13 protein-coding genes are annotated in these 18,935 nt (G+C 45.4%); 5 read left to right on the forward strand and 8 right to left on the reverse strand.

Going from position 1 to position 18,935, the window contains the following annotated elements:
* Positions 1 to 7: 7 nt before the first annotated feature.
* Together H8K32_RS02150 and H8K32_RS02155 are read right to left on the reverse strand one after the other, a co-directional pair.
* On the reverse strand, positions 8 to 1,024 hold the full coding sequence (locus H8K32_RS02150) for an HD domain-containing phosphohydrolase (protein WP_222612981.1): 1,017 nt from the start codon (positions 1,022 to 1,024) through the stop codon (positions 8 to 10).
* A 360-nt stretch (positions 1,025 to 1,384) separates the two neighbouring features.
* Entirely contained in the window at positions 1,385 to 3,280 is a 1,896-nt protein-coding gene (locus tag H8K32_RS02155; protein WP_186910805.1) for a methyl-accepting chemotaxis protein, read from the reverse strand.
* Positions 3,281 to 3,484: 204 nt separating this feature from the next.
* Here H8K32_RS02155 and H8K32_RS02160 point away from each other — a divergent pair, with 204 nt between their 5' ends.
* Both H8K32_RS02160 and H8K32_RS02165 read left to right on the forward strand, forming a co-directional pair.
* Positions 3,485 to 4,126, forward strand: a complete 642-nt coding sequence (locus tag H8K32_RS02160) for a YybH family protein (protein WP_246447073.1) — start codon at positions 3,485 to 3,487, stop codon at positions 4,124 to 4,126.
* Positions 4,127 to 4,666: 540 nt separating this feature from the next.
* Positions 4,667 to 6,901: a PAS domain S-box protein gene (locus H8K32_RS02165; RefSeq protein ID WP_246447075.1), complete on the forward strand. Its 2,235-nt coding sequence runs from the start codon at positions 4,667 to 4,669 to the stop codon at positions 6,899 to 6,901.
* A 194-nt stretch (positions 6,902 to 7,095) separates the two neighbouring features.
* Here H8K32_RS02165 and H8K32_RS02170 read toward each other — a convergent pair whose 3' ends face one another.
* Positions 7,096 to 8,772 (reverse strand): alkaline phosphatase family protein, encoded by a 1,677-nt coding sequence (locus H8K32_RS02170; RefSeq protein ID WP_186910807.1) that lies wholly within the window; start codon positions 8,770 to 8,772, stop codon positions 7,096 to 7,098.
* A 509-nt stretch (positions 8,773 to 9,281) separates the two neighbouring features.
* Here H8K32_RS02170 and H8K32_RS20535 point away from each other — a divergent pair.
* The 3 genes from H8K32_RS20535 (at position 9,282) to H8K32_RS02185 (ending at position 13,028) form a co-directional block, all read left to right on the forward strand.
* Entirely contained in the window at positions 9,282 to 10,931 is a 1,650-nt protein-coding gene (locus H8K32_RS20535; protein ID WP_186910808.1) for a methyl-accepting chemotaxis protein, read from the forward strand.
* Between the two features lie 457 nt (positions 10,932 to 11,388).
* Entirely contained in the window at positions 11,389 to 12,027 is a 639-nt protein-coding gene (locus H8K32_RS02180; protein WP_186910809.1) for an NAD(P)H-dependent oxidoreductase, read from the forward strand.
* 197 nt (positions 12,028 to 12,224) lie between these two features.
* The gene (locus H8K32_RS02185) at positions 12,225 to 13,028 is read left to right on the forward strand and encodes a M90 family metallopeptidase (RefSeq protein WP_186910810.1); all 804 of its coding nucleotides are present in this window, start codon (positions 12,225 to 12,227) and stop codon (positions 13,026 to 13,028) included.
* Positions 13,029 to 13,150: 122 nt separating this feature from the next.
* Here H8K32_RS02185 and H8K32_RS02190 read toward each other — a convergent pair whose 3' ends face one another.
* The 5 genes from H8K32_RS02190 to H8K32_RS02210 all read right to left on the reverse strand — a co-directional run bounded on the left by H8K32_RS02190 (position 13,151) and on the right by H8K32_RS02210 (position 18,894).
* A complete protein-coding gene (locus tag H8K32_RS02190; RefSeq protein ID WP_186910811.1) occupies positions 13,151 to 15,139 on the reverse strand; it encodes an ATP-binding cassette domain-containing protein in 1,989 nt (662 codons plus the stop codon).
* Positions 15,140 to 15,297: 158 nt separating this feature from the next.
* Positions 15,298 to 16,200: a 50S ribosomal protein L3 N(5)-glutamine methyltransferase gene (prmB, locus tag H8K32_RS02195; RefSeq protein WP_186910812.1), complete on the reverse strand. Its 903-nt coding sequence runs from the start codon at positions 16,198 to 16,200 to the stop codon at positions 15,298 to 15,300.
* Between the two features lie 21 nt (positions 16,201 to 16,221).
* Positions 16,222 to 17,349 (reverse strand): succinyl-diaminopimelate desuccinylase, encoded by a 1,128-nt coding sequence (gene dapE, locus H8K32_RS02200; RefSeq protein ID WP_186910813.1) that lies wholly within the window; start codon positions 17,347 to 17,349, stop codon positions 16,222 to 16,224.
* Complete coding sequence (locus H8K32_RS02205) at positions 17,349 to 17,726, reverse strand: arsenate reductase (RefSeq protein ID WP_186910814.1); 378 nt, start codon at positions 17,724 to 17,726, stop codon at positions 17,349 to 17,351. The genes dapE and H8K32_RS02205 overlap by 1 nt, the downstream gene beginning before the upstream one ends.
* Positions 17,727 to 17,751: 25 nt before the next feature.
* Positions 17,752 to 18,894, reverse strand: coding sequence for a PilT/PilU family type 4a pilus ATPase (locus H8K32_RS02210; protein WP_246447077.1), 1,143 nt, complete (start codon positions 18,892 to 18,894; stop codon positions 17,752 to 17,754).
* Positions 18,895 to 18,935 lie beyond the last annotated feature (41 nt).

The raw sequence follows: 18,935 nt of genomic DNA on the forward strand, positions 1-18,935 counted from the left end.
CGAGAAATCAATCAAGCCTGTCTTCAAATTTCTTTTGAATTTGTGCGCGCTCATCTTTAGCGCGTATCAAGGCCTCAACACAATATTGATCGAGGCGGAGTAGGGTGGCTTCCTTGCGTAGCTCGGCGATGGATTCTTCGTCACTAAAGGCCTGTTTGTAGGGGCGTTTACTTGATAAGGCATCGTACACGTCTGCAATTGCAACGATCCGGCTCTCAATCGGTATTTGCTCAAGCGTTAAATGCTCAGGGTAGCCAGACCCATCACCGCGCTCATGGTGGAATGCGACGATGTTGCGCATTACCCGGAATGCCAGATCGGATTCAAGCTCCAACGCCGTATTCATCTTGTCGATAATTTGTATGCCAATTTCGACATGTGAACGCATAACATCCCACTCATGCTCTTCCAGCCTTCCTGGTTTTAGCAAAATATTATCTGGAATGCCGATTTTTCCAATATCGTGAAGCGGCGCAAACAGAAAAACGTATTCAATGAATTCATCCGTTAAATTAAAGCGATCTGCAACTGCTAATGCCATTAAGCGTGAATACGCAGCTACTCGCTCCAGATGCTGCCCTGTTTCGACATCTCTCATTTTGACCAGGTCGCTTGCAATATGAACCGTTCCAACTAAGTCGTGAGCAAGCTTGATGCGCAGCAGGAAAAGTTGAGAAACCAGGTCTGCTAATGTTTCTAGAAAGAAGATATCAGGAGGCTTAAACGCGTTTTCTGTTTTTGAATCAAAAAATAAGAATGCCGCAAACTTGCCTCCCTGGTAAATCGGGACAGTAAAACTGGACTGATAGCCCCTATTTAATAACCAGGACGAATGCGTAGAATGTCGATTAAGGCTGGTTTTGATATTTTCTATTACACGTGATTGCCCAGTGTTGACCAAATCCAGCAGCGATGGAACATCCGCCAATCTGGCTTCATATCGTTGTAGTTGTTGCGCGTCATGATTGCTACTGGTAAATGTCTTAAGTAAATCGGTCTTTTTTTCGTAGAGAGCAATCGCCATGCGATCAATAAACGTATAGCGGCTGGAGATGACGTTATGAATCGAAGATAGATTATCACCTAAGGAATCAAACGAATTCTTAGTCGATAAGTCTAAATTCGGAACTTGAGATTTGTCCATCTTTGCCTCTCGTTAAAAATCAGAGCTAAGCTTATTACTTGTCAGAGATAGATAATATGCCCACTGAACAAGGCTTGTTCAAATTTGTTTAGCTTGATAATGCTTCGATAACATAGCTTGCCTTGTTCCAATGAATGACGGTAAACGCAGAGAAGATTTTTTAAGAGGCCATTGGCAATACAGGTTTTTGCTTTGGTTTTTGAAAATATTTCGGCTTATATGTACGTTTTTCCTCTGGAATTATGCCACTCTAAAGTTGGCTATTTCCTGTTGCAAGGTCGACGCCTGATCGGTTAAAGCACCTGCTGCTGCGCTGGTTTCCTCCACTAAAGCCGCATTGTGTTGGGTATTTTCATCCAGCTCCTGGATCGCACTACTGATCTGACCCAGTCCTAGTGACTGTTCTTTCGTTGCAGCAGAAATCTCACTTAAAAATACGCTGATTTGACGGGCGTTTTTCACCATCGTTTCCATTGTGGTACCCGCTTGTTCAACAACTTTGGTACCCGTAGATATTTGCTCAACACTGCTTGAAATCAAGGTTTTGATTTCGTCTGCTGCCGCCGCGCTGCGTTGGGCCAGATTGCGTACTTCACTGGCAACTACCGCGAAACCACGCCCTTGTTCGCCCGCGCGGGCTGCTTCTACAGCAGCGTTTAAGGCGAGAATATTCGTTTGAAACGCAATACCATTGATCACGCCAATAATTTCGTTAATCTTGGACGACGAGGCATGAATATCGCGCATCGTACTAACGACCGTTCCTATGACGATGCCGCCTTGCTCTGCTACCTTGGCATTTTCTGTTGCAAAGTTAGCTGCGGCGACGGTTTGTTGCGCGCTATTCTCGACAGTAGAACCTATCTCTTCCATCGTGGAGGATTGTTCTTCTAGCGACGCTGCTGCTGATTCCGCACGTGAGGATAAATCCAGACTGGCAGCAGAAATTTCACTACTGGTTGCATGCAAGGCGCGGGCTGAGTGACGTACAGTTTTGATCAATGCATGTAAGGCATCATAAGTATGGCGAAGATCAATAATAACTTGCGCTGGTTCGTCTTTACCCCATGGCATTGCTGGCGCTGTACGTAAGTCACCATCGCTCATTTCTTTGAGATGTTTGCTAATTAGTTTTAGTCCGCCGCTGGTGACTAAATAAAAGGTATAAAATCCATACAATGCAGCAAGAATAGTTAGTCCTAGCATGGTAGAAATCAGATAAAGCTTGCGCTTCATTCCAGAAACACGGTCAGCCAAAACCTCGTCGAGCGCATTGATTAATCGATCGGTCAGGCCATATTGACCTTCAATCGTTTTATTCGCTGCAGCAAGGTAAGTAGCCTGCACTTCTGGTGCATAGTCCTGGTTTTCAATCACACTTTTTCTAGCCACCGCAAAAAATGCGGCAGTATCATTGAGTACCTGCTTGGCGTTAATTTTTTCACCAATTTTGCTGTCATTCGCGCTCACCTTCGCGAGGTCGGCAAGCATATTATCGCCTTGGAATTCGGCGATCGGAATCAAACCATTGAGCGTATTTAGCTGCTCTTTCGTGATGCTGCCAGCTTTGAGAATGCCAACTCCCAGCCCGCGCATTTTTCCTGAACTTTCGATAATGTCTGGCGCGCGTGCAAAGACCGCATCCATTAAGTAAAAGCTGACTATTTCAGGGTCTAAAGTCAAATTCGAGCCATCAGTAACTTGCCCCATTAAATTAACCAAAGATTGCACGTAGGCCGTATGAAGTTTAAATACTTCTGCTGGCGATGCAGCTGGAATTTTGGATAAGGCGTCCTGTGATTCGGCATACGACTTTTCTACACCAAGCTCTTTACCATAGCGTTTTTCAATCTCGTCTAACTTTTGCTGTTCTTTATGTAGCTTCTCAGACAAGGAGGCAAGCGTTGCTGGTGCAGTCCCTGATACGGCCGCGGCCAATGAGTCTCTGCGAACCTGTTGTGCCAAATTGAGTACAGGGAAAATTTGACGGTTATATTCTATGCCGATACGTTCTTTTTCTGAGAACGCAATGCTTTCAAACATATTGGCGAAGTATATCCAGGTCAACACTGACAAGGGAATGACGAACATCAAACAAATCAAAATTGCCTTTGATTTGAATTGCAAATTACCCATCAATCTCACACCTGTTCACATAGGAACCATCACCAATGGATATTAAATCCCATCTTTAGTTATCAAGGCATGGGGCAAGCTCGCTATCTGGGGCTGGTGAGAAATCAGGTGCGATTTAGCTTGATGTGCGTTGCTTACAATATTAAACGTGGTGTCAGTGTGCGACGGGAATGTGAGACATGGCAGGAGAATTGCGCCTAGAATATGGGAATACGGGGAATATTCCGTATTTTTTGGGTCTTTGGTCGAACTTTGAAGGAAAACTTCTCAAAAAATCTGACCAAATTATTTTACAGGCACGTTGCAGGGATGAATTCAGGGTCTCGTGCAAAGGTCTCTCTTAATTTATTTATGCACAAAACTTCAATATTTTTTGGAACGATTATGCGTTCTTTTTTCATGGTTATATCACTGGCGTGTGTGTTTGCCACAAGATCAGTCGAAGCGCAGTCTGATTCAAACTCATATTTGCGGGAAGAGGTATTGGTTACCGAGCGCGCTTTTGCTAAAACAATGGCCGATCGCAATTTTGATGCGTTTCTTGCTATGGTAGACGAAGAGGCAATATTTGTTCAGCAAAACAATTCCTTGAGAGGGCGCGATCAAGTCGGGGCGGCGTGGAAGAAATGGTTTAAAGAAAAGAATGCGCCTTTTTCTTGGGAGCCAGAACGTGTTGAGGTTTTAGAGAGTGGTACTCTGGCAATGAGCATGGGGCCGGTGTTTGATAATGAAGGCAAACAGGTTGCTACCTTTAGTTCAATCTGGCGCCGCGATAAATCAGGGAAGTGGCGCATCATCTTCGACAAAGGAAATGATATCTGTTCATGTGAGCCTGAAAAAAAATAGAAAAAAATTATAAGTTCCGATACCCAGTTGTTATAGTCTGTACTTTGTGAGTTCCTCCTGGAATTTAGTTCCCCAAATCAGAAAGTTGCGATTAGCAAAAAACCGGGCGAAAGATTGATGCGAGAGCATGGCATAAGTAAGTTTTGAATTAAGTCTACAGAGGCCCTGCTTGTTATTGACTCGCCGTGTTATAAAATTAAGATCAAATTCTGATTTATGTTGCGCGTTTTTCCCAGGATTGATTTTAAGGCGTGGTACAAGTCGATGTGCACTTTGAATCGAATGGACATCTGAAACATTGGACGCCCACGTCCAGAGCATGAAGTTGTTCTCTCAAGCCATTGCGACTATGTGTGCCTGCCGCAGTGAGATTGCTGCAGTGAGATTGCTGTATGAACCAGACCAAATAGCAATTAACCGGCAAATTGAAATTTTGTTGATATTCGATAAGACATTTCCAGGCAAAGACTACATATGATTTCAGCACCGATAGGTCAAAATGAGGCTGAACGCCTTGAGGCACTCAGGGAATATCAGGTATTGGATACACCCGATTCAGCCGATTTTGACGACTTTACACGTCTGGCATCTGAAATTTGCGGTACACCAATTGCTTTGATTTCTCTTGTAGATGCCGATCGGCAATGGTTTAAAAGCAAAGTGGGGGTGGATGCGTCCCAAACGCCGCGTGATATTTCTTTTTGCGGCCATGCAATTCATGGCGGAGAACTGTTCGAGATTCATAATGCACTGGAAGATGATCGTTTTCGTGATAATCCTTTAGTGGCTGGCGCGCCTGATATCAGATTTTATGCGGGGCAACCTTTAATTTCATCCGGTGGTTTTGGTATTGGCACTTTGTGCGTAATAGACCGAGTCCCGCGTAAGCTCAATGAACATCAGCAAGACATGCTTAAAGTTCTGGGTCGGCTCGTGGTTCAGCAATTTGAGTTTCGTCTTGGCGAAAAAAAATTAGCGACTGCGTTGTCTGAGCAGCAGATGCAAAATGAAACCTTGAAAAACCTCGAGGGCCGGCATCGGCAACTATTGTATAAACTACAGGTGGGGATTGTAGTTCATGGACCAGACTCCAAAATAACTTTTAGTAATCCACGTGCCTCTGAATTGCTTGGATTAAGCGAAGATCAAATCCAAGGAAAAGTTGCCATCGATCCTGTCTGGCGTTTTTTGAATGAAGCAGGGGATCCACTCAATCTGGAAGATTATCCAGTCAACCGTGTGATGCGAACTAAATTGCCATTTAAGGAGAGTGTTCTTGGCATTGATAGTCCAGCGCATGGCGCTATTGTATGGGTCTCTGTCAGTGCATTTCCAGAAATGGATGAGCACGGTCACTTGAAGGAAATTGTTGTTAATTTTCACGATATTACCCAGCAAAAGCTCGAAGAAAAAAAACAACTTGCGATAACTCAAAATCTGCATGCCATTACCAATATGCGACAAGCAATATTGAATAGTGCTAATTTTTCGATTATCTCAACGGATCTGAACGGCCTCATTCAAACATTTAACCAGGGTGCGGAGCACATGTTGGGATATACGGCCAATGAGGTGGAGGGGGTAAAAACACCAGCCATATTTCACGATCCAAACGAGGTCGTTGCCAGAGCTAAGATATTATCGGAAGAGCTGAAAACATCGATAGAGCCTGGTTTTGATGTCTTCGTTGCCAAAGCGCGAATGCTGCGTGTTCCAGACGAACAAAACTGGACCTATCTCCGCAAAGACGGCTCACATCTACCAGTAATGCTGTCAATTACAGCTATCCGGAATAATGATGGTCAAGTGACAGGTTATCTTGGGATTGCGGTTGATATAACGGAACGGGTATGCAATGAACAGAAGCAAATTCAACTCACTAATGAACTGAAAATTAGTGAGGAACATTTACGACTTCTCAATCTTTCGTTAGAAGAGCGTGTCGCAGAGCGTACAGAAAAACTGGAAAGCACTTTAACAATATTGCACCAGTCCAGAGAGGCACTAGCATTGAGCGAAGCTAAAGCGATGCTAAGTACCTTGATTGCGAGTGTGACACACGAATTAAGTACACCGATTGGCAATAATATGCTGGCATCAACAACCATGACCAGTATTCTTCGACAAATGCAGCAGGCGATAAGCGAAGGAAGTCTGAAGCGGTCCGATCTTGTGAAGATGCTTTCCGATTTGGATTCCTGTGCCACTTTGGTAGAACGTAATTCAGACAGAGCAGAGCATCTGTTAACCAGTTTCCGTCACGTGGCCGCAGACCAGGCAAGCGAGCAGCGCCGCGTCTTTGACCTGGCGAATGTGATTAATGAAATTCTCGATTCTATGGCGCCCAGTCTGAAAAGGCACTCGCATCAGATCGAAATGAATATTGCCGATAATGTGATGATGGACAGTCTGCCCGGACCGTTGGGCCAAGTTATCATTAACTTGGTCAATAATGCATATTTACATGCATTTGAGGATAGAAGTAATGGTCTGGTGACGATCAACGCAATTAAAACAGAAGATCATGTGACTTTGATCATCGCTGACAATGGCATCGGAATCCCGGAAGAAAATTTACAAAAACTGTTCCAAGCATTTTTTAGTACGAAGATAGGCAAGGGGGGGACAGGTCTTGGGATGTCCATCGTGCGTAATTTAGTCACTAAGACTCTGAAAGGTGACCTTGCTGTTCAGTCTAAAATTGGTTTAGGAACCAGAGTCGAGATTACTCTACCTCTCGAATTGCCTCTTGAAGGTGCCGAATCTTCATCCTAATTTAAGTGGAAAAGCGTGTTCTTTATATAAAAAAGCCCAATGCTTCAGCATACTTTAAACCCAGCGATTACTGAGCACGAATAGATGTAAAAGAAAGACCGCACTTTGTGTGATACGGTCTTTCCTTTGTTTAATACGAAAGGATGATTACAGAAAGCTCTGGTCGACCCCGGAGCTTTCTTTCGAGCCTGGATTTAGTTGAGTGTCTCTTTCAGTATGCGGCCTTCAGAGCCAGAAGGTGGACGTACTCTCAGCAAATGCGCCAGAGTTGGGGCAATGTCGACCACTTCGGCGTAGTCTGTATAGGCACCAGGTTTAACCCAGTTTTTACCCATAATCATCAGAGGAACATTCGTATCGTAGCTGTACGGTGATCCGTGAGACGTACCGTGATTGCCGCTACCGAAATACCAGTAAGGCTTAGTTACGACCATAATGTCACCAGAGACTTGACGGTTCCATCCTCGCTGCATTAATTTGGCAATCCGGGTCGCTGGTAATGCGCCTTGTTCCAGTTGCGTGCGTGTGTATGCGTCTGCAATGCCTGGGTAACTGACTAAAAAACGTGCCGCTGCGGTTTCGACTTCTTCGCGTTTCAGATTTTTTTGCGCAATCAATTGATAGTCGAGTAAGACGACTGGACCAGACCATTTAACCGCCAGTTTGTCTGTGCCAAATCGCTCGGTCAGATGTTGGTTTAATGCTGACATCAGATCCTTGGCATTGATCCGCTGTGCATCACGTTTGATTGATTTCGAAAATTCTGGTGTGTTCGGGAATCCATGGTCAGCAGTTAATACGACCACCGTATTCTCTAAGCCTACTCGTTTATCGAGGTAAGTAAAGAAGTTCGCCAGCAAACGATCCAATCGTTGCAGGTGGTCATGGGACATACGACTTTCCGGTCCGAACGCGTGGTTCACGTAATCATGGCTTGATAAACTAACACCCAATACGTCGGGAACGCCAGCAGGGTTGCGACCCAAGTTTTCGCCTTCAACTGCGGCGCGTGCGAAGTCCAGGGTCATTTCATCAACGTAAGGTCCGGTTAACAACTTGCCATAATATTCGGCATCTGGTTTGCCTGATTTGCTGTCGTATTTGAACGGGAAACGATCTTTAGCGTCGCTAACGATTGCATCGTCAGCATCGTTTGCATATGCCGAGTCAGCGAGTAATGGTTTCCATTCCTGACCATAGAAGCGGTCTTGTGGCCGGTTTGCCTGATATTGCTGAACCCAGTTAGGGTGGCTTTGCATGTAGTAGCTACTTGATGCAAATGCGCCGCTTTTTTTCATATACATGTAAGCGGTACCGGTTTTGCCAGCGAGCAGAATCGCGCCGCGGTCTTTGCCGGATACGGTGATCACTTTAGCTCGGTTGCCAGTGCCATAACGTAATTCGTCGCCAAGGGTGCTTACTCTTAAATTAGTCGGTGCAGTACCATCGTCAGGTTTGGTTTCGTCACCAATGTATTGATAATTACCGTCTTGCGTACAGTACATGCTTTCGCGGCTACGTGTGTCTACCCATTCATTGGCGATGATGCCGTGTTGATATGGGTATGCGCCAGTCAGCACGGCGGCGTGACCAACGGCGGTGACCGTGACGCCGTGTGCCTGATGAGCATCGCTATACCACGCTCCTTGATCCAATAAACGACGGAAACCACCTTGTGTATATTGATCACGATACCGGGTTACTTGTTCTTGAGGCAAACCATCAACGACGAGAACCACAACAAGTTTCGGTTGGCTTGGTTTTTCTAGTGCAACTGCCGCCGTAGTCGTCATGCTCGTACTAGCGACTAGGCTACTAATCAAGAGTAATCGGCTTAAAGAGGGAATGCCATTGGTAGGGTGATTTTTCATTGTCTCGTTTGGAAAATTAAAAATATATATAGTTTGCTGACATCGATGTAAAAGATGCGCTGGTTCATTCTGCGTCGGATCTGTCGAGTAAGAGTCTGAGCTGAGAAAGCAGGTTAAGCCATGTAAAGAATATCTGAAAATTATTTCAGCATGATGATATGTCAGCAATACGTTGGTTTATATATAGGATGAGGCATAGATATAGGATGAGGCATAGGACGTGGAAAAAATTTGGTTTGTTGTGAAGTGCAAACTATTATTACTTGGTCGAAATTTAACATAAATCAACTTTTAATTAACAAGCATTGCTGCCATTATTGATTTAAGGCAATAAATCGCAAGCGCAGTGATGATGTCTGTAACTACATCTGATCTCTCTCATTTTTTCTTGTTTTATAAGTAAATTTTTCGACAACAAATTGATTGATTTAATGACAGTTGGTTTGTCGATCTACTGGAAATTTGTTTCGAAAAATGTGGTTTCTTTAAACTTCTCCAAGGAAATAATCATGAACGTGTCCGACCTTAAAATACGCACCCGTCTTGGAATTGGATTTGGCTTAATCCTCTTACTGTTGATTGGCGTTGCCGGATTAGGCATCAATGCCATGAACAGGACTGATAATGCGCTTCACCATATTGTTGATGTCAATGTCAAAAAAATGGTGTATCTGGAAGATATGGCCAGTTCAGTGCATATCGTTGCCAGGGTGATGCGCACGGTTGCGTTGCTATCTGACGAAGCTGAAGCAAATATCCAAAAAGAAAAAATTGCTATTGCCCGCAAAATTTATAACGACGCTTTTTCTGCTTTAGAAAAAATGCCATTAGACGATACAGGTAAAGCGTTTATTGTCAAAATTCAGGAAGATCAAACAAAAACCCGCGCGCTCAATGATAAGTTCATAGAGATGGCGAAAACTGATAAAGACGCCGCAGTTAAATTTTTATTGAAGGACGTGGTTCCGGTGAATAACGAGTGGCAAAACCAAATGCACGATTTTACTGAGCTACAACGAGAAAAAAATAAAAGAGATGAGGAGTTAGCTGCACAAAGCTATCGTAACGCGCTGGTATTTATGCTGGTATTAACAGGCCTCGCTGTTGTTGCAGGCACTGGTATTGCGTGGTTCGTAACACGCTCAATCACGGGGCCAGTTTATGCTGCAGTGAAAATTGCCAAGAAAGTAGCGTCAGGTGATTTGACTAGTCATATTGAAGTAAATTCCAGAGACGAAATGGGAGAGCTTTTGCAGTCTCTGAAAGAAATGAATGGCTCGTTGCAAACTATTGTTAGTGAGGTTCGCTCAGGCACTGACAATATGGCGGCGGCTACTAGTCAAATCGCTAGTGGAAATTTGGATCTATCGTCGCGTACTGAACAACAGGCAAGTTCACTCGAAGAAACTGCATCTTCGATGGAAGAATTAACTTCGACGGTGCAACAAAATGCCGACAATGCCCGTCAAGCTAACAGCCTGGCGCAAACGGCGTCTGATGTCGCAAGCAGAGGTGGTTCCGTGGTTTCGCAAGTGGTTGATACCATGAGTTCTATCAATGAATCCGCTAAGAAAATCGTTGATATTATCAGCGTGATTGATGGTATCGCGTTTCAAACCAATATTCTTGCCTTGAATGCTGCGGTTGAGGCGGCTCGGGCAGGTGAGCAAGGGCGTGGTTTTGCAGTGGTCGCAGCGGAAGTCCGAAATCTGGCGCAACGGAGCGCAAGTGCGGCCAAGGAAATCAAAACACTGATAGGCGATTCGGTCGAAAAAGTGGATGCTGGTACTAAGCTGGTAGATCTGGCAGGAACGACGATGCAGGAAGTGGTCGATAGCGTCCGCCGTGTGACGGATGTGATCAGTGAAATTACTGCTGCAAGTCAGGAGCAATCAACAGGCATTGAGCAGATTAATCAAGCCATCACAGAAATGGATAATGTGACGCAACAAAATGCAGCGTTAGTCGAAGAGGCTGCTGCCGCGGCGGGATCGCTTCAAGACCAGGCAAGAAAATTGGCACATGTCGTCAGCGTATTTACTATCGATGGCGGCCCGGCACTGGCCTCGGTTCCAACCTATGCAAATCATGTAGAGCACGAAAACCGTATATCTCGTGCAAGACCCGTGCTTACAAAATCACTACGCCCAGCGTTTTAAATAAGGTAGTCACAGCGTCAATTTTAAAAATATTTTTCTGAAAAGAATCAAGTTTAGCGATCTTCCCGGGATTTTGTGCATTTTTATGCGACAGCCCGGGATTTTTTTGCCCTTTATCGTCATCGGCAAAATACTTACTGTGCCGGACTCTGAACCGTGCAGCCAGACTGACGGTTGAAGGCGGAAAAGTAATGAGTTGTATCAACTGCTGTAATCGTGTGGTCTTATTTGCGTAGTAAGTTTACGTGCTTATCTGATGCTAATGGATTCGCTTTTTTTTGGGGGCTTCTGCAAGAATTCAAATGAGCTGCTATAGTGCTTATAAATCGACATACAAACTAGACTGTATGTTTATTTTTAGCTTTGTGTTGAGCTTTCAAATACTTTCAAATACTTCTAAATATTTTTAAATACTTTTAGATGCTTTTATTGCATTAATTTATCAAAGGAAACATAAATGAGTGATTTAATTCAAAAGCTGCAATGGCGCTATGCAACCAAAAAATTCAATGCTGCCAAAGTTGTTCCACAAGAAAAAGTGGATAAAATTTTAGAAGCAGTGCGCTTAACAGCAACTTCCAGCGGTTTGCAACCATATGAAGTCTTGGTTGTGACAAACGCCGAAATCCGTGAAAAAATCAAACCAGTTGCCTGGAATCAGGCTCAGGTCACAGAAAGTTCTCATTTGTTGGTTTTCGCAGCATGGGATAACTACACAACTGAACGCATCAACATGATGTTTGATTTGACTAATGATGTGCGCGGCTTCAAAAACGAAGGCTGGGAAAATTATCGCAATATGTTGCTGAGTACTTATCCTACCCGCGATGCAGAAATCAATTTCCAGCACGCAGCACGTCAGGCTTATATCGGCTTAGGTACCGCATTGATCGCTGCAGCAGAGCAAGAAGTTGACAGCACGCCGATGGAAGGTTTTGATCCAGCGGCTGTGGATGAAATTTTGGGCTTGCGCGCAAAAGGTTTGCGTAGTGTTGTTATTTTGCCGATTGGGTATCGTGAAGTAGAAGGCGACTGGCTGGTGAACTTGAAAAAAGTGCGCCGTCCAACAGAGCAGTTTGTGACTGAGGTCAAATAAGTCTGAATTAGATTCAGAGTCGCAATATAGAAAGTAGAAAGCTGACAGATAATTCTGGCAGCTTTTTTCATTTCAAGTCCAGGTAAATGCGATTACGCTATGTCAATGCAAAATTTAATGCGCAACGTTACCATTGACTTTATTGCAGTTGCGCCCATGTGAGATAGGTGTACAAACCTTATCAAAAAAGGGGATTTATGTGGTGGTTGTTATTCATCCTTGTTTTATTGCTGCTGGCTTTTGAAGTCCCGCGTGCGCGTTTGCGCTACGCCTTGTCGCAAGCATTTCCGTTGCCCTATTCAAAAATCCTGCGCAAAAACTTGCCTGAATATTCTAAGATGCCTACTGATTTACAGATGCAATTAAAGCGTCGGATTCGGCAGTTTTTATTTCAAAAGACGTTTGTTGGTTGTGGTGGATTAATCATCACCGATGAGATCAAAGTGACTATTGCAGGTAGAGCTTGTATGTTGCTTTTGAATCGTTCTAGCGAGGTTTATCCAAAACTGACGCATGTTTTGGTCTACCCATCCGCATTTGTCGCACCGCGAACGCAAATGTTGAATGGCGGGGTAGTAACTCATACTAATCAGGGATTGAGCGGCGAATCGTGGAGCGACGGCCGTGTCATATTGGCTTGGGATCAGGTCATTCATCACCCAGGGGATTCTAGTCACGGTCAGGACGTGGTGATGCATGAATTTGCCCATCAACTTGATAGCGAATCTGGATCTACGAACGGCGCGCCTGTGCTACCTGATGCGGAAGCTTATCGCAGGTGGTCGCAAGTGATGGAAGTGGAGTACACGAAGTTATTGCATGCGATAGAACATCATCACGCAACCGTCATTGATCCTTACGGTGCGACCAATCCAGCAGAATTTTTTGCAGTCACGACTGAAGCGTTTTTTAAGAAAAGTACAGAGTTGGCGGTATATCATCCCGCGTTGTATGAACAACTCAGAAGCTACTATCAGGTTGAGCCTAGGGATTGGTCTTGAAGTTTGAATGGCGAATTTTGTAGGGCGGGGCGACCCGCCAAGTCCATCGATAACGTCAGAACGGCGCGGGTTGCATCTGCCCTGCAAAAATCACGGATTTAACGGGTCGTACATTAACTGCATCAAACGACAGCTTCTAAAAACTCTTGTTGCTCCAGCCAATCAGCTTCAGTAGTTTCCAGCTCTTTGACGAGATACGCCTGATCAAGCAAGAGTGCTTTGAGCTTTTCTTTGTTAGCATCGCTATACATGTCACTATCTTCAAGCTGTACGGCGATGGCTTGCTTTTTAGTGTTGAGTTTTGCCATTTCCTCTTCTAAGCGCTTGATGCGATTTTCGATGGGCTTACGCAAGTTGGCGAGGCGTTGGCGTTCATCAGCATCGCGTTTGCGTTGTTCTTTATCATCAACCTTCGCAACTGGAATAGGTTTAGCTTGCGGCAAAGCTGTATCTTTGGCTTTGGCTTTTTCCGGTAGCGCAGGAGCGGCTTCTTTTTCTAACTTGCTTTTGAAGAGCCACTCTTTATAATCATCCAGATCGCCATCAAACGGTTGCAATTGACCGTCAGCGACGATGATAAATTGATCGGTTGTGGCGCGCAGCAAGTGGCGGTCATGTGATACGACGACCAGAGTGCCTTCAAATTGGGCCAGCGCTTCGGTAAGCGCTTCACGCGTTTCTAAATCCAAATGGTTGGTGGGTTCATCAAGCAACAGCAGGTTAGGGCGCTGCCAGACGATCATCGCTAACGCGAGACGGGCTTTTTCTCCGCCCGAGAAAGGTTTGATCGGGCTGGTGACCATTGTGCCAGGGAAGTTAAATCCGCCGAGGAAGTTACGCAGTTCTTGTTCACGCACGTTGGGAGCGATATGTGCCAAATGCCATAAAGGCGATTCGTCATGGCGCAGCATTTCAACCTGATGCTGCGCGAAGTAGCCGATCGATAGACCTTTACCGGTTTGCATCACGCCAGATAAGGGGGAGATGTCACCGACGATGGTTTTGATCAGTGTCGATTTACCTGCGCCATTCACACCCAAGAGGCCGATACGTTGACCGATTTGGAGTGAAAATTTGACGCCGTTCACAATGCGTCTTTCGGTAAAACTGTGATCAGTTTCAGACTCAATGCGGTAGCCGCAATCGACATCTTCCATCACCAACATAGGATTTGGTGCACTGAGAGGCTCGCGGAACTCAAAGGAAAATTCAGCTGCTGCACGCAATGGTGCCAATTCTTCCATCTTCGCCAATGCCTTGATACGGCTTTGCGCTTGCTTTGCCTTGGACGCTTTCGCGGCAAAGCGGCTGATGAAGGATTCCAGATGTGCACGCTTGCGGTTTTGCTTTTCGATTGTGCCTGCTGCGAGAATTAATTGCGCTGCACGTTGACGCTCAAAAGCCGAGTAGTTACCTGAATAACGTTTGAGTTTGCGTTCATCGATATGTACGATCACATTAGCGACGCCGTCAAGGAAGTCACGATCATGCGAAATAATGATCAAGGTGCCGGCGTAGCGTTTGAGCCAGTCTTCCAGCCAGATAATCGCATCCAGATCCAAATGGTTGGTTGGTTCATCGAGCAGCAATAGATCTGATTTGCACATCAATGCTTGCGCCAGATTCAGGCGCATGCGCCAGCCGCCTGAGAAACTGGCGACTGAACGCTCCAATTGATCGAGTTTGAAACCAAGGCCGATCAGCAATTGTTCTGCTCGTGAGCGAACCGTGTAGGCGTCAGCATCTGCCATAGAGCCATACAAGTCACCGATCGCAATGCCGTTTTCATAGCTTTCTGGTTGCGCTTCTAATGCCGCTAACTCCGCTTCAAGTTTGCGCAAAGTAACGTCGCCATCGATGGCGTAATCAATCGCTGAGCGCTCTAATGGTGGTGTCTCTTGCGCAACGTGGGCCAACTGCCACTTTGCCGGGAATTCTATGCTGCCCTGATCTGGATGCAGCTCACCGCGCAACATAGCGAACAGACTGGATTTACCTGCACCATTTGAGCCAATCAGGCCAATTTTATCGCCAGGGTTAAGGGTGACATCGACGCTGTCAAACAGGGGCTTGGTGCCTCGCGCGAGGATGACTTGCTGCAAACGTATCATATAAACTTAAAAATTAGGGGGTATATCGCTTTTTGCTGAATATATCAGCATAAAATAAGCGGCTCAAAAATATACTAGTGGTGAGTATATTTGAATAAAAAACGGGCAAAAGATGTTTTTGCCCGTGTCACATCAGTTGTTGCTGCAATTTTACAGGTTTATGCGCTGAAGTTCGCTAAATCCCGTGCTTCAACTAAAAACACCATATCATCGCCAGCACTGGTGGTCAGCCAGGTCAGGTTCAGATCAGGAAACGCTGCTTCGGTAAATGCACGTTCGTTGCCAATTTCTACCATCAATAAACCATCTTCTGTCAGCCGTTCAGAGGCACCAGCAACAATTTTTCGTACTAGATCCATACCGTCGTCGCCACCAGCTAAGGCAATTTGTGGCTCGTGTAGATATTCTTTCGGCAACTTCGCCATGGAGCTTGAATTCACATAGGGAGGGTTGGTAATGATCAAGTCGTATTTTTTGTTTGGTACGTTGGTATAGAGGTCTGACTCAATCAAAGTGATACGATCTTGAAGTTCGTATGTCTCCACATTACGTTTCGCGACTTCCAGGGCATCTTTGGAGATGTCCGCCGTGTCTACATGGGCATTCTGGAACATATCAGCCAACATGATAGGCAGGCATCCAGAGCCAGTGCAGAGTTCAAGGATGTTAGTAATCGTATCCGGGTCGTTGACCCACGGAGAAAAATGTTCCGGAATCAATTCTGCAATAAAGGAGCGAGGCACGATCACACGTTCATCAACGTAAAAATTATAAGTACCCAACCATGCTTCATTGGTGATGTAAGAAGCAGGGACGCGATCTGTGGCGCGACGCTCAATGACGCGCAGGACAGCATCAATTTCATTGGTTAATAATTTGGCGTCCAGGAAAGGATCAATTTTATCCAGTGGTAAATGCAGGGTATGAAGTATCAAATACGCCGCTTCATCTAGTGCGTTGGCGCTGCCGTGACCAAAAAATAGTTTCTCTTTATTAAAGCGCGACACCGCATGGCGTAGCAGATCACGAATCGTAATAAAGGTATTGGCGGGTATAGTCATGTTAAATTCCTGGTGCGCAAATTAAGTCAGCAGATTTTCTAATGTGCGACGGTAGATGTTTTTGAGTGGATCGATGTATTGCACTTCAATGTGCTCATCAATCTTGTGAATACTGGCGTTCGGTGGACCAAACTCGACGACTTGTGGGCAGATTTTGGCAATGAAGCGTCCGTCAGAAGTGCCGCCGGTCGTTGATAATTCTGTTTCCAGTCCTGTCTCAGCTCGGATAGCGTCAGCTAATGCATCGCTTAAATCGCCTTTGGGTGTTAAGAAAGGATGACCGCCGATAGTCCACTTTAAATCATAATCGAGGCGGTGCTTATCCAGTATCGCATGGACGCGCTGTTGCAAGCCCTCAGCAGTGCTTGCTGTACAAAAGCGAAAATTAAAGTCAATCACTGCATCGCCAGGTATGACATTGGAGGCGCCGGTTCCTGAGTGAATATTTGACATTTGCCATGAGGTTGGCAAGTAGTATTCATTGCCATGATCCCAAACTTCAGCCACTAATTCCGCCATTGCCGGAGCGAACAGGTGAATAGGATTTTTGGCTAATTGTGGATAAGCGATATGTCCCTGAACACCTTTGATGGTTAATTTTCCGGACATTGTGCCGCGGCGGCCATTCTTGATGGTGTCACCTAATGCGCCAACAGAAGTAGGTTCGCCAACGATGCAATAGTCCAGTTGTTCACCGCGCGCTTTGAGCATGTCGCAAACGACTACAGTACCGTCTGTCGCCGGACCTTCTTCATCACTTGTAATTAAAAAGCCTATCGAGCCGTTATGCTCTGGGTGGGCTGCAATGAATTCTTCAACAGCGACAACGAAAGCAGCGATCGAGGTTTTCATATCAGCCGCGCCGCGTCCAAACAGCTTGCCATCGCGATGTGTTGGCGTGAAAGGCGCTGAGTGCCACTGTGCTACAGGACCCGTTGGCACGACATCTGTATGACCGGCAAATACAACTAAAGGTTGAGCAGTGCCGCGACGCGCCCAGAGATTGGTCACATCGCCCGATTGTATGGTTTCACAAGTAAAACCTAATGGTTCAAGCAATGAAATTAAAGTGCGTTGGCAACCCTTATCTTCAGGCGTGACTGAGTCCAGGGCGATTAACTGCTCAGTTAATGCTAGCGTTTTGCTCATTATTTATTTTCAAAAATTGTTTTAAACTGGTCTGCTGAAAAACCGACTGAAACGTGACTGATGTGGTCGGTATTCTTCATTTGTAATACCGGACGTTTGATCAGGGAGGGGTTGCTCAGGATCAGTGGGATCGCAGAGTCTGCTTCTGCCGCCGATGCTTTTTGCGCATCAGATAGCGCGCGCCACGTTGTTCCCTTACGATTAATCAATATGTCGAGCGGAACAAATTGCAGCCATGCCTGAACCGTGGTTCGATCCAAGCCTTGTTTTTTGAAATCGTGAAATTCAAAATCCAGGCCTTGCTCTTGCAGCCAGACCCGGGATTTTTTAACGGTATCGCAATTGGGAATGCCGAAAACCGTGATTTGTCGTGACATTGTTGAAGTCATTGATTACGTTAGCTTACATGTTTAAAGTAAATTCAGTAAAAGAAGCTTCTTCTTTTACTTCTGGCTCTGGCTCTGGGGCGGGTGCCAGACTGGTTGATGCCTCATTATTCAACAGCCACAACAAGTTATTGGCGGAATCTGCATTTGCCAGACCTTCTTCTTTAGTGATTAATCCAGCTTTGATGAGATTCATAAGGGCGCGTTCAAACGTTTGCGAGCCTGGAGACAGGCTCTTTTCGATTGCTTCCTTGATCTGGAAGATATCACCTTGTTCAATCAGTTCAGAAACATAGCGAGTGTTAAGCATAATTTCTACTGCCGGACACCGACCACCATCGACTGCACGTATCAGGCGTTGTGAAACGATGGCGCGTACTGATGAGGCCAGATCCAACAATAGGGCAGTCCGGTTTTCCATCGGAAAGAAACTGATAATCCGGTTCAGTGCCTGGTAGCTGTTGTTTGCGTGCAGGGTTGCCAGAACCAAGTGACCCGATTGTGCATAGGCGATCGCCGCCATCATCGTTTCTAAATCACGAATTTCGCCGATTAAGATACAGTCAGGTGCTTGACGCAAAGAATTTTTTAACGCGATTTTAAGACTGTCAGAATCACTACCAATCTCGCGTTGATTAACGATCGATTTTTTACTTCGGAACAAGTATTCAATCGGATCTTCTAAGGTCAAAATATGGCCAGTGCGCACTTCATTGCGATAATCGAGCATCGAAGCAATTGAGGTAGACTTACCAGAACCCGTTGCACCTACCACGAGTATCAATCCGCGCTTTTCCATAATCAGTTCGGACATTACTGGGGGCAGGTTTAAGCTGTCTAGTCGTGGGATATCTCCGGGAACAAAACGGAAAACGGCAGAGAACGTTCCACGTTGGCGGAACGCGGACAAGCGGAAACGTCCGATGCCAGGCGCACCAATACCGACATTCAACTCATTTTCTCGTTCGAGCGTTTCGAGGTGTTCAGGAGAGACAACTTCAGACAACAATGAAAGAATGTTAGCCTGATCCATTCTTTGTTGGTTAATAGGCAATAAATTGCCATTAATTTTCAAATGAACCGGGGAGTTCATTGCGAAAAACATGTCGGAAGCATGTTTTTCTTTCATGAGCTGAAACAAGCGCTCCATTGCTGCCATGATGCTTCCTTTGCACTCAAAAATATCTGATTGATTGAATT

It is taken from the genome of Cognatundibacterium jejuense (assembly GCF_014284255.1).
GTDB classification, from domain to species: domain Bacteria; phylum Pseudomonadota; class Gammaproteobacteria; order Burkholderiales; family Burkholderiaceae_D; genus Undibacterium; species Undibacterium jejuense.